Below are 13,447 nucleotides of genomic sequence, written 5' to 3'. Positions count from 1 at the left end.
TTAAAATACTGTATGTTTGACCAGCATTATTAACATAGCGCGTTTCGTTTGCAAGTAAAAAATATGTTTTTTTATACAGTGTTTTTAGCTAGTTGTTTTATAAGCCCTTTTAACGCCTCTTTCACGGCCGACCGACGCACAACGTGACGATCACCAGACAATTGAAAGCAGCGGCTTTGCACCTCACTCCCTTCAAGATACCAGGCCATCCATACCATGCCTACGGGCTTTTGCGGGGTTCCACCTCCGGGACCGGCCACACCACTAATCGACACACTCAGAGTTGCCCGGCTATTATCCACAGCCCCTTTAGCCATCGCTTTCACCACGGCTTCACTGACCGCGCCATCACTGATAAACAATGCCTCAGGAACACCCAGCATATGAGTTTTGGCCTCATTACTATAGGTAACGAAGCCACACTCAAACCAGTCTGAACTGCCTGCCAGCGCGGTCATTTCCTGCGCCACCCAGCCTCCGGTACAGGACTCTGCGGTTGCTATACGAATCTGTTTATCCAGCGCCAGCTGCGCCAGGGTTTTAACCAGCTGCCTGTGAGCCATTCGACCATCCTGTAACTGAGTTTCGTCAAAGCCGCTTCACCCAAAAAACCTTCGACGATAGTGATATCTTTTCCTACTTAGTTCAAAACACTACCCAGGGAAAGGTTTGTCCAGATTTAACTGCGCTAACCAGTACCAATGACCTAAATCCTCCTGAACCCAGCGCTCCAATACATCATTCAGCTGGGCAGCCACATCCTCTGTCGCGCGCAGTCGGCTTGAAGTATCACCCACCACAATCGGCGCCTCGATAACCGCCTCATAATGAGCTCCGGTTTTTCGCTGAATATGAATAGGAATCAGTGGCACATCGTGTTTTACCGCCAACTTAGCCGCCATGACCCGATTACCAGAAAATGGAAGCTGCCTGCCCAGTGCGGGAGACCATACCAGCCCATCTTTTTCTTCATCAATGTAGAGCAGTAAACCTCGCCCGGATTTCAGCCAGTTAAGCAGTTCTCGTGCGGCGGTCGGTGATGCAGGAATATGACGGTTACCGGTATCTTCAGGGCAGAAATACCTGCGAATTTTCAATGCCTGCTGCAAGCGCGCCTTATCGGGAATAGGATCATATAAAACGGCTCCCATGATGTCATGACGGCGCATCACCTCAGCCATTAGCTCCCAATGCCCGGTATGAGCGCTGACACAGATAATAGGGCCATTGATATTACTCAGATGTTCACTTCCCCGAACGGTTAAACGCTCCGCTGCGATCTTATGCAAAACAGGGTATTCGGCATAGACCCGACCAATATGCTCGATATGTTCGATTATCCTCGCCTCCCGAGCCTGTGGATCGGTGATCCCCTCTAAGCGTTCAAAATTCTGGTGTAAACGTGCCACCCATTTACGCTTCAACCGAATCGCTTTACGGGCACTCCGGCGTCCCAGCCAGGCACCAATCGCTGAAGCGACATCAATGGGCATAAACCGCAGCAACCTGGCCAGAAACAGCTCCGCCTTTTGCTGTAAAGAAAACCCTTTATCAGCCATATCAACGCCTTTTGCTAAGAATCATTGGCAAGCCTCCCTTAGGGCGTAACGTTAGGCGACACTCAATATCTACTTTATGCTTATCGGGCAGACTGAGACGATAACGTTGTGCCAGGGTAGCCAGACACAAAATTCCCTCCGTAAGGCCGAAACGTAACCCCAGGCAGACCCGGTGCCCCACGCTGAAGGGGATATAGGTAAATTTGTCGGGTTTAGGGTTGCCCGGCATAAAACGCTCAGGGTAGAAAGCATTGGGGTTATCCCACTCTTTCTCATGCCGATGCAGCAACCAGGGAAGCGCCAGCATAATAGTTCCGGCCTTGACTTTACTGCCACGAATCTCGTCCTCACTACGCGCCTGACGGCTCAACAGAGGAACAGGCGGATAAAGCCGGAGGGATTCTTCAAACACTGCGCGGGTAAAAGGCAGATTCGCCACATCTTCAAAGGTGGGGGTTCGCCCCTGTAATACCTGATCAATTTCAGCATACATTTTGCCGCGCGATCGTTCGCAGCCATCCAGCAGATACCAGGTCCATGCCAGCGCATTAGCAGTGGTTTCGTGGCCCGCCATAAACATAACAATCGCTTCATTCCTGGCGGCTTCCGCACTCATAGGGCAGCCCCCCTGACCACCGGAGGCAGTATCTCCCTCCAACAATGCAGATAACAGAGTTAACCTCTCCGGTTTCCTACCGCGCTTAAAGCGATCAATGATCTGGTCAATCACCTGATGCACTTCAGCGGTCGCTCTGGCGGCTTTTTTTCGCCGCAACGGACTCCCAAACTGGCGCAAAAATGGCAACCCGAAGGTATCTGCATAATCGATCTGGTTGATCGTTTGCTGATACTCGGTAAAACCACTCACCACTTTAGCGGCATCCTGGTCAGAGACATCATCACCAAACACGGTACGCCCAATAATCTGCGCGGTCAGACGCGCCATCTCATTAAGGACATCGACGGTAGAACCATCCGGCAATGCAGCCCAGCGGTCCGCCATCTCAACTGCAGAACCTGACATGATTTTGGCAAAACCCGGCAAGTAAACGCTTTCAAATGGTGGCGAGCATGCCTTACGTCGTTCCTGCCACAGCGCTCCATCACTCACAAACAACCCATCACCGAGTAACGGCTCCAGCGCATGCCGCATTTGTGGGCTTTTCTTATCATAAATATCATGTCTATCGAGAAAAACCCGCCTGACCGTATCCGGGGAATTACACAGGATGTATTCCTGATTCAGCAACCGGAACGACATTTTTCTGGCCCGATACGCTTTATCTGACCAGATTGATAGCATGTTTCTGCGAAAGGCCGGCAAATTCCACAGCGACAAACTGAATGAGTTAGGTCTCGGCGCCATGACCGGTACAAACAGAGCCTGGTTCTCAGGTGTATTCATAGCTGTTTTTCTACCCACAATATGATGATGACTGGTGATAACTACTCCACAAAAGCAGTGAAGTAAATGTGTAAACATACGCCAACCGGAAGAGTCGCAGACTACAGACGCATTCCCCGAAGGAACTGTAACAGAATTCTATACGCTCTCGTTAGCAACGCCATAAAAGACTGCTACATAACTCATTATCTCTTATATCAGGGGTACATTTACTTTAGAATAGGTACCCCATCGATATGCTCTACTGGACGTTATTATTAAGCATGGATAAACGTGTTGCTCTGATTGGCTATTCATTCCGCCTGCCACAAACCACCACAGATACTTTCTGGCAGGATCTGGTTGATAAAAAAGACTTTATTACTGAGGTTGAAGCGGATCGCTGGGCTTTTGACACCCTTCTTCATCCAGACAAAAACCATCCCGGCAGCAGTTACACGTTCAAAGCCGGGTCATTAGGCAATATTGCCGGCTTCGATGCAGACTTTTTTGGCATTTCGCCCCGTGAGGCGGCCGTCATGGACCCGCAACAGCGGTTTCTAATGGAGATGACCAGCGAAGCGATTGAGCATGCGGGTATCAAAGCATCTGAACTGAGAAAATCAGACACCGGCGTTTTCTTTGGCATCTCCAGTCTTGACTATTCATACCGCATGAGTGATGACCTGAGTGTTATCAACTCATCAACCGCAACAGGCAACACTTCCAGCATCGCCTCAAACCGGATCTCCTACAGCTTTGATCTGAAAGGGCCAAGTATTTCGATGGATACGGCATGTTCATCGACTCTGGTGGCCTTCCATCAGGCATGTCAGTCGATCCTCAGTGGCGAAGTAACATCCGCCCTGACGGGAGGAATCAGCCTCCACCTTCATCCATTTGGATTTATCATTTTTTCTAAAGCGACCATGCTGTCCCCGGATGGCCGCTGTAAAGTTTTTGATGAGTCAGCCAACGGCTATGTTCGCTCCGAAGGCGGTGGGGTATTTCTGCTAAAAGATTATGACCAGGCGAAAGCAGATGGCGATACTATTTACGCGGTCGTCGCCGCCTCATCAGTGAATACCGACGGTAACAAATCCGGTATAACCATCCCCTCCTGTCACGCTCAAACCGCTCTGATGGAACAGACCTATCAGAAGGCAGGCATCACTGCTGACCAGGTTGACTATCTGGAGGCACACGGGACAGGCACACCGGTTGGTGACCCTATAGAGACCCGGGCTATCGGTAATGCCATCGGCAAAAAGCGCCAACTGCCGCTACCCATCGGTTCAGTAAAAAGTAATCTGGGGCACCTCGAAACAGCCTCAGCGGTAGCCAGTCTGGTTAAAGCGCTACTGATTCTGAAACACCGGGCGGTACCGGCTACGATCAGTATGAAAACGCCCAACCCTGAAATAAAGTTCGATGAATGGAATATTCAGGTCGTAGATCAGTTATTACCTCTCAGACACGATGGCACGATTACTGTCGGGATTAACTCATTTGGTTTCGGGGGGGCGAACGCCCACGTCATTCTGCAAAGCGATGAAGCTGCAGCTATGAGCGACCAGACAAATACAACTGAAACTGAATTTCTACCGTTAATCGTCAGTGGTAAAACAGACCAGGCACTACAAGACAATGCTAAACGTCTGGCGGCCTATCTTGAACGCAACGAATCCATTTCGCTATACGATGTAGCCTGGAACTACAATCTGCGGAAAGAGCGTTACGATGAAGCGCTGCTGCTATACGCCCGTGATTCAAAAGACGCTGCAAGCAAACTACACCGTTTTGCAGAGCAACCCGAAACCCTGAATAGCGAAGGCATATACACAGGTAATGGGCTTATCTCTTCACCTGGCGCAGTGTTTGTCTACTCCGGTAACGGCTGCCAGTGGCAAACTATGGGTAAATCTTTACTGGCATCCTCCCGGGTATTTGCTGAAACCATCGCCGAAATTGATCGACTATTTTCACACTATGCAGACTTCTCCCTGGCTGATGAAATTAATGGTCTGAACGGTGAGAATCGTTTCCAATATACTGAGATTGCTCAGCCCGCCCTGTTTGCAATCCAGGCAGGTATCACCAGACACCTGTACGATCAGGGGATTACACCGGTTGCAGTTACCGGCCATAGCGTCGGTGAAGTGGCAGCAGCCTGGGCCTGTGGCGCACTCACCCTGGCAGACGCCGTAAAAGTAATCTACTTCCGCAGCCAGTGTCAGGGAACAACCCGGGGACAGGGAGCCATGACTGCCGCGGCCCTGAGTGCAGAGGAAGCCTTAACGCTCCTGCAACAGGCAGAATTCTCAGACATTCACCTCGCAGGCATTAACAGTAGCAAAGGGGTTACCCTGGCAGGAGACCCTGATCAACTGGCACGTCTGGAACAACAGCTAAGCGGCGATAATACATTCAACATCCGGCTACCCCTGGATTACGCCTTCCATAGCCCATCTATGGACCCGATTGAACAGCAGTTGCTGCAGTCACTGTCAGACATAAAGCCAGGAAAAAACAGTATCCCGTATTTTTCCACTGTCACCGGCTCACTTCTCGATGGTCTTCAGCTTGATGCTGAATATTGGTGGCAGAATATCCGTCAGCCCGTCCTGTTTCAGCAGGCAATTGATTCGCTTATCGGTCAGGGACACAACTGTTTTGTTGAGGTTGGCGCTCATCCTGTGCTGCGCAGCTATCAGCAGGACCAGATTCGGCAGCACAATATAACCGCCAGAGTTATTCCGACGATCAGCCGGAACAATGGCTCCCTGCAAGAGCTGCAACAATGCATTGCAGACGTTTTCATGGCCGGTGCTATCAGTCTGGCCCGCTGGTTTCCCCATTGCGGCCAACGGCTGGAACTGCCTTTGTACACCTGGCAGCATGAAGATTACTGGTATACCAATACCGTCGAATCATTACAGCTGCTCAACCGTTATTCAGTCCACCCTCTGTTGGGCGCAGCTATCCCTCACGCCCCTCTGTTCTGGGAAAGCCAGCTTGATACCGCGCGCCACCCCTGGCTGGCTGATCATAAGGTCGGAGATAGTGTTGTCTATCCCGGCGCCGGATTTATTGAACTGGCTCTGAATGCAGCAAGCCACTTCCGCCAGCACGATCATATCGAGATAGAAGAGTTTGAAATTCTCGGGCCATTGATTTTAGAAGAGGGTCAAAGCAAGGTCGTTCAAACCCGGGTCAACCCGGAATCAGGCGATATCAGCATTAACAGTCGCAGCTACACCGTTACCGATCAATGGACCCTGAACTGTAAAGCCCGTACGGTGCATCAGACCACCGGGGCGGCGCTTCTGACTGAATCTCCTGAGCGCCCTCAACGGGAACCTGACTTTGATGCCAACGAGCACCAACGGTTAGCGCTACAGGCCGGGCTTCAGTACGGCCCGGCATTCAGTGCCGTGACGCGGGGCTGGATAAATGACTCAGAAGTGATGGCAGAATTATCGCTACCCGAATCAATCAGTGCAGCTGCCGGTCAATACCTGCTCCATCCTGGGGTGCTGGATAGTGCGATTCAGCTAGTCATCCACTTCCTCACCAAAGAGCTGGCAACGCATAACGGCACAGCCTTTATCCCATCCCGGGCAGATCGCATTCTGATTAGCAGACATTCAGGCGTCTCTCCAACCCTGGCGCATTTAAAACTGTTACGCAAAGCCCCTCACTCTCTGTTAACCAGAATCGAACTGTTCGACTCCCAGGGGCGCACAATTGCACTGCTGGAAGGGGTTCGTTTTAAAGCCGTCCGGCTCTATAAATCCGGTGCCAGGGAGATTGCATATCTCAACTATCATCTGACCGCTGTTGCCAACAGATCAACAGAGAAGAAGTCACTGCTATCGCCACTGAACACGGCACTTGGCAAGGCTTATCAGCTCCAGCAACATCAGATCCGCCGCTATAGTGATGAAGTTGCCCCTCTTCTGGAAAGCATGATTGCCCATGCCATGGCAGAAGCCGTCCGTTCGCCGATGGCAGATATCTCTGAGTTGCATGCTGATGCAGTAGAAGCGCTCAATTTGCAAAGCCCGGACCTGAGTAATATTCGCAGTCAACTACTGAAATCCGCATGCGAATATGGGGTACTGGAGTATACCGGCACTGAATATTCGCTGACTGCTGAGTTTATCGAGCCGGAAATCAGCAGCACTCTGATCTGGAATACCCTACTTCGCGAATACCCCGACTTCTTTTCTGCTATCCAGTTAGCAGGAAGAACATCGCTCTTATTGCGGGATATTTTCAGACTTTCCGGTGACCAGAGCCAAGCCAGCGCCAGTGACGATACAGATGAAAGACCCAATAGAGAGAGCTATCAGCGCCTGCTTAAAGACCTGCTAAGCCAAACCGTCTACCCGGTCGTCGCATCAGCATTAAAAGAGGTGATTACAGAGCGGCAAGGCGACCTGAAGCCAGGCGAGCGTTTACGAGTTTTGGAGGCGGCCTCATCACAATGCCACTTTGGTTACAGCATCTGTTCAGAGCTGAACTTTAACGTCTCAGATTATACTTTTGCCAGTGACAACGAGACAGCCCTGGAAAGTGCTGATCATCTGCGTGAACGCTATCCGCTCGCCAATATATCAGCACTGGATCAAGCCGATGCTGTTGCGCCATACCAGTTAGCAGTGCTCACCTTTGACGATTACCTGCCCTCAAACTGCTTACAGCTGCTACAACAGGTACAACCGCTACTGGAGAAAGGAGCAACGGTACTGGTGTGTGGTATACAGCCATCATTCTGGTTTGATTTTGCCTTTGGTTATAATCAGGACTGGTGGTTAAACCAGCACTCTGTTCAGGTGTCCGATGAGCAGTGGTTAACAACTCTGGAGCAGCAAGGCATTGGCGAGCTTCAACCACTGTCTGATACCGCGGGAGACAGCAGTTTCTTTCTGATCAGCGGGAGCCTTACTGAGGCAAACACACACCAAAACGAAGCTGAAGACATATCTGGTCAGTGGCTGATTATTGGCGGCGACAACGAGAAAGAGCAACAGCTGACTACCGCTATCAACAGTGTGCATCCAGCATCGATAATGCATCATAGCTCTCAGTCCACCCTGAAGGAGCAGCTGCTGGAAGCCAGGCAGATGAACACTCCCATCACCAGAATTATTCTTCTGGAACAGATAGGAGATAATACCGATCCTCTGACCAGTCAGACGTTACGCTGCGCCCAGGCAACCGAAGTGTTGCAAGTGCTGGAGGAACTGCAGAGCGAGGCGGAAATCTGGCTTCTCACTCAGGGAGCCGGGGCAATCTATCCCTGTGACCAGGTGTACCCGACCGCCCCTCAACCCGGCCCACCTGCAGATGCCGCTCTATGGGGCTTTGGCCGCACGCTGATGAATGAGTCTTTAGCTAATCCGGTTCGCCTGATCGACCTGCCATTGGTAATTAGCACCGCAGCCAGTGACGCACTTTTGGCAGAGTTACAGACACCTTCAGCTGAACATGAACTCTTCATTAGCGAACAGGGGAGCTACTTTGCCCCTCGGTTGCGCCGGGAACAGCAACCCTCTGAAGCTACTCATAACCATGACACTGACCTGATCTCATTAGGCTTTGAACTTCCAGGTCAGCTGCGCAATCTGCAGTGGCAGGCCCGCCCAGCCAGGGAACTGGCTGATGATGAGGTCGAGATTGAGGTGATGGCGACCGGACTGAACTTCAGGGATATCATGTACGCGCTCGGCCTCTTATCCGATGAGGCGATTGAAAATGGTTTTGCCGGAGCAACGCTGGGACTGGAGTTTTCTGGCCGTGTTATCCGCACCGGTAGCGACGTAGATAATTTCAGCGCAGGCGACAAAGTTGTTGGCTTTGGCTCCTCGTGTTTCAGTAACCGGATTATTGCCACCTGCTACTCAATCGCCCCGATTCCGGCAGGGCTAAGCTATGAAAGCGCAGCTACCATTCCGACAACGTTCCTCACTGTTTACTATGCGCTTCACCACCTGGCCCGCTTGCAACCCGGCGAAAAAGTACTGATTCACGGGGCTGCTGGCGGTGTTGGCATAGCATCGATTCAGGTGGCCCAATGGCTTGGAGCTGAAATCTACGTTACCGCAGGTTCACGGGAAAAACAGGATTTCCTCAAATTGCTGGGTATCCCGCCTGAACGGATATACAACTCACGAGCACTGACTTTTGCTGAACAGATTCTGCGAGATACCGAGGATGGTAAAGGCGTCGATGTGGTCCTTAATTCGCTGGCAGGCGAAGCGATCCGACAAAATTTCAGAGTTCTGAAGCCCTTTGGCCGCTTTCTGGAACTGGGCAAGCGTGATTTCTACGAAAATACCAAAATCGGGCTACGACCGTTCAGAAATAATATCAGCTACTTCGGTATTGATGCCGATCAGTTACAACGGGAGCTACCTGAGCTGACCAGTCGTTTATTTACAGAGATGCTGGAGCTGTTCAATCAGGAAACGCTGTTTCCCCTGCCCTACACAAAATTCAATGCCCATCAAGTGGTCGATGCCTTCCGCTATATGCAACAGGCCAAGCAGATCGGCAAAATCATTGTCTCCTATGAGGAGGGCCTCAACGCCGATGCTCTGATAACTGCAGACGGGCATCACAACAGCTCACTAAAGTTAAATGCTCAAGGGACCTATCTGGTGACCGGAGGCCTGGGAGGCTTTGGTCTGAAAACGGCTCAGTGGTTAGTCGCCAAAGGGGCAAAACACCTGCTACTGCTCAGCCGGCGGGGGGCTACATCACAAGAGGCGGCTGAGTTTATCGCTCAGTGTCAGGACGCTGATATTAATGTCCGGGCTGAGGCTTGTGATGTCACAGATAAACAGGCATTACAACAGGCTATCGGGTTATGTGGAGAGCAGATGCCGCCACTTAAAGGCGTGGTACATGCGGCAACTGTAATTAATGACAACCTTATCCGCAACCTTGATGCAGAGCAGATAAGAACCAGCATGGCGGCTAAGCTTCGGGGCGCACAATACCTCGATGAATTAACACGGGAGCAGGACCTGGAGCTGTTCATACTCTACTCCTCTGCCACGACATTGCTGGGGAACCCAGGACAGGCAGCATATGTTGCAGCCAATCACTGGCTTGAAGCTCTGGCGGCAACGCGTCGGTCACTACAGCTGCCAGCCACCTGTGTCCGTTGGGGTGCGATCGATGATGTAGGCTTCCTGGCCAGAAACGAAACCGTAAAAGATGCATTACAAAACCGGCTTGGCGGCAACTCTCTCAACTCCGACACAGGGCTGGCAATACTGGAACAGATCATTCTGACAGATGCGCAGTCCCTGGGTGTCATGGAGCTGGACTGGCATGCTCTCAGCCGCTTTCTGCCTACCGCGCAACAAAATAAGTTCCGTGAGCTGGCCCTGACGGCCAGTGAAGCTGAACAACATGATGATGATACGCTTGATCTGGAAGCGATGATGCGTGAGATGAGTGAAACCGAGTTTCATGCAGCCGTGGTTGAAATTCTGGTGCATGAGCTCAGTGAGATACTGATGATCCCTGAGAGCAAAATCAGTCCTGATAAATCGATCTATGATATGGGTATGGACTCTCTGATGGGTGTGGAACTGATGTCCGCACTGGAGTCCCGCATCGGTATTCAGGTACCGGTTATGGCACTAACGGAAACCCCCAAACTTTCTCAGTTGGCAGACAAAATTATCGGTCTGGTGAAAGGCAAAGACTCTGCGACTGAAAACACAGCTCAGGCAGAGGTGGAAAAAATAGCCGCCCAGCATGGCGCCACGGATAGTCAGATGACGGATAAAATTGTCACCTCTATCGAGCAAAGCAATAATAACCGGATGAAGCACTGAATATGGTCGCCAAAAAACTATCCCGTGACCTGAAACAGAAACTGATTCAGCAATCGCTGCAACGAAAACTTAAACAGGCTGAAACGGATGCAGCCAGACCCGCTGTTTCACTAAAAGAAACCACGATTCCCGATAAGTTTTACCGCTTTGATCAGCACCCGGGATATATCCAGATGCAGATAATCAACCGGGGAGCAGAACAGCTCGGTGTTGAGAGTCCGTTCTTCAGAGTCCATGAAGGTCTGGCGGGAGCAACCACAGTTATTGCCGGTCGTGAGCTGATCAACTTTGCCAGCTACAACTATCTCAGCCTATCTGGCCACCCTGAAGTCAATCAGGCGGCAACACAAGCCATGGAGCGTTATGGCACTTCGGTATCCGCCAGTCGTATCGTCTCAGGAGAACGCCCTATTCATCGTGAGCTGGAACATGCCCTTGCCAGAACTTACGGTGTTGATGATGCGGTGGTCTTTGTCAGCGGCCACGCAACCAATGTATCCACTCTGGGCTATCTGTTCGGTGCAAAGGATCTGATCATTCACGATGAGTATATTCATAACAGCTCAATTGTTGGAGCTCAGCTTTCCGGCGCCAGGCGGCTGTCTTTTCCCCACAATGATCTGGATGCTCTGGAGCATTTACTAAAGGAGAAGCGGCACCAGTTTGAACGGGTGGTGATTATTGTCGAAGGCCTCTATAGCATGGATGGCGATTTTCCGGATTTGAAACGCTTAGTTCAACTGAAGCAACAGCACCGGGTGTTCCTGATGGTAGATGAAGCCCACTCCTTTGGCGTCCTCGGCAACTCCGGTAAAGGACTGCGGGAGCTCGCGGATGTAGATGCGACCGATGTCGATATCTGGATGGGCACCCTGAGCAAGACTCTCTCTGGCTGTGGTGGATTTATAGCGGGGGAATCCGCGCTGGTGGAAAACCTGCGCCATCTGTCACCCGGCTTTCTCTACAGTGTCGGCATCCCGGCCCCTATTGCAGCGGCCGCGATAAAATCCCTCGAAATAATGGCCCGGGAACCTGATCGCGTACGTCGGTTACGCTCAATTTCAGAATACTTTATTACCCAGACCAGAGCGCTGAAACTCAATACGGGGGATAGCAGAGGCATTGCGATTATCCCCGTTATTCTGGGAAGCTCGGTTAACGCTGCCAGAATATCCTCAGCATTATTTGATCGGGGGATCAATGTACAACCGATTCTATACCCTGCAGTGCCAGAAAAAAGTGCCCGACTTCGCTTTTTTCTCTCCTGTGAGCACACGCAGGAGCAGATCGATACAACCCTGAATACTTTAGCCTCGTTACTGTAATTAGCCGGTATTGATGTAGATGGATAATCGCAATTTTATCTTTCTTCAGGGCCCCACCAGTCCCTTCTTTTCCCGACTGGGAGATAGATTACTGGCCAGGGGGGCCAGGGTCTACCGTGTCAACTTTAACATGGGGGATTACGTTTACTGGCGCGCCAAGCCATCAATGCAGTTCCGTAAAGATGTTTCTCAACTCCCCGCCTGGCTTGAGGCCAAACTGATTGAACTCCAGATCACCGATATCATTATGGTGGGCGATACCCGGCCCGTAAACGCCCCCGCTGTCGCGCTGGCGAAGAAACACGATATCAGACTGCACGTATTTGAGGAGGGCTACCTGCGGCCAAACTTTCTGACGCTGGAGGAGGATGGTATCAACGGCTTTTCCCCGTTACCAAAGGATTCAGACTGGTACAGATCGGTAGCAGCAGAACTGCCCCCTTTGGAGGAGACGAAGCCGGTCAGAACCCCCGTAGCTCTGCTGGCCCTGCATGAGATAGGTTATCATCTGCCAGGCCTGCTGAATTGCCTCTTCTACCCTGGTTATAAAACCCACCGCCCCTATATTTCCGGGATTGAGCTATTAGGTTGGGCAGTCCGGCTCGGTATTATGCCCTGGTATGAAAAGCGCGATGAAAAAATGATTCAGACACTGATCGATAAGCAATCAGCGTTTTTCTTACTGCCATTACAACTAGACAGTGACAGCCAGATTCAGACACATTCTCAATTTGACTCCATGGCCGACGTCATCAGATACACTCTGTCCTCTTTCGCCCGTCACGCCCCGGAAAACAGCTTACTGGTAATTAAGAACCACCCGCTGGATACCGGTTTTTCCAACTACAGAAAGCTGATCAGACAATTAGAGAAAGAGCTGAACATTCGCAATAGAACGGTATACCTTGAAAGTGGCCACTTACCAACCCTTCTGGATCATTGCCAGGGCACAATCGTCGTCAACAGTACAGTAGGCACATCTTCTCTGATTCACAAGCGCAGAACAATTACCCTCGCAGACCCTGTTTATAATATCCCCGGGCTAACGTCCCGTTGCAGCCTTGACCAGTTCTGGTGCGATACAGAGCAACCAGATATGCACCTGTTCCACTGTTTCCGCAAAGTGGTTCGCCATACAACCCAGATAAATGGTGGTTTTTATTCCCGCGAAGGCGTGGAGATCGGGGTGGACTCATCTATCGAACGCTTACTGATGAACAGATCGCCGCTGCAAACACTCTTTGGAAGCAATCCACTGGGATCACAGCAGTTACTGATCCCTGCGCAAGAGCCTCAGGAAGGTGCTGGCTGCAACTAAATACC

6 protein-coding genes are annotated in these 13,447 nt (G+C 51.1%); 3 read left to right on the top strand and 3 right to left on the bottom strand.

Going from position 1 to position 13,447, the window contains the following annotated elements:
* Nucleotides 1-71: 71 nt before the first annotated feature.
* From JW499_RS16875 to JW499_RS16865, 3 genes are all read right to left on the bottom strand, one after another.
* A complete protein-coding gene (locus JW499_RS16875) occupies nucleotides 72-563 on the bottom strand; it encodes a CinA family protein (protein WP_205211689.1) in 492 nt (163 codons plus the stop codon).
* A 90-nt stretch (nucleotides 564-653) separates the two neighbouring features.
* On the bottom strand, nucleotides 654-1,559 hold the full coding sequence (locus JW499_RS16870) for a lysophospholipid acyltransferase family protein (protein ID WP_205211688.1): 906 nt from the start codon (nucleotides 1,557-1,559) through the stop codon (nucleotides 654-656).
* 1 nt (nucleotide 1,560) lies between these two features.
* Nucleotides 1,561-2,964, bottom strand: coding sequence for a cytochrome P450 (locus tag JW499_RS16865; RefSeq protein WP_205211687.1), 1,404 nt, complete (start codon nucleotides 2,962-2,964; stop codon nucleotides 1,561-1,563).
* Between the two features lie 263 nt (nucleotides 2,965-3,227).
* Between JW499_RS16865 and JW499_RS16860 the strand changes: the two genes are divergently transcribed.
* Genes JW499_RS16860 through JW499_RS16850 form a run of 3 tightly spaced genes read left to right on the top strand, consistent with a single transcriptional unit; the run spans nucleotide 3,228 to nucleotide 13,442 of the window.
* Nucleotides 3,228-10,799, top strand: coding sequence for a type I polyketide synthase (locus tag JW499_RS16860; RefSeq protein ID WP_205211686.1), 7,572 nt, complete (start codon nucleotides 3,228-3,230; stop codon nucleotides 10,797-10,799).
* A 2-nt stretch (nucleotides 10,800-10,801) separates the two neighbouring features.
* Nucleotides 10,802-12,124: an aminotransferase class I/II-fold pyridoxal phosphate-dependent enzyme gene (locus JW499_RS16855; protein WP_205211685.1), complete on the top strand. Its 1,323-nt coding sequence runs from the start codon at nucleotides 10,802-10,804 to the stop codon at nucleotides 12,122-12,124.
* Nucleotides 12,125-12,143: 19 nt separating this feature from the next.
* Nucleotides 12,144-13,442 (top strand): capsule biosynthesis protein, encoded by a 1,299-nt coding sequence (locus JW499_RS16850; RefSeq protein WP_205211684.1) that lies wholly within the window; start codon nucleotides 12,144-12,146, stop codon nucleotides 13,440-13,442.
* Nucleotides 13,443-13,447 lie beyond the last annotated feature (5 nt).

This window comes from Amphritea pacifica (genome assembly GCF_016924145.1).
Classification (GTDB): Bacteria; Pseudomonadota; Gammaproteobacteria; order Pseudomonadales; family Balneatricaceae; genus Amphritea; species Amphritea pacifica.
Note: the sequence above shows the minus strand (reverse complement) of the source record. Positions and strands in the feature narration are given on the sequence as shown.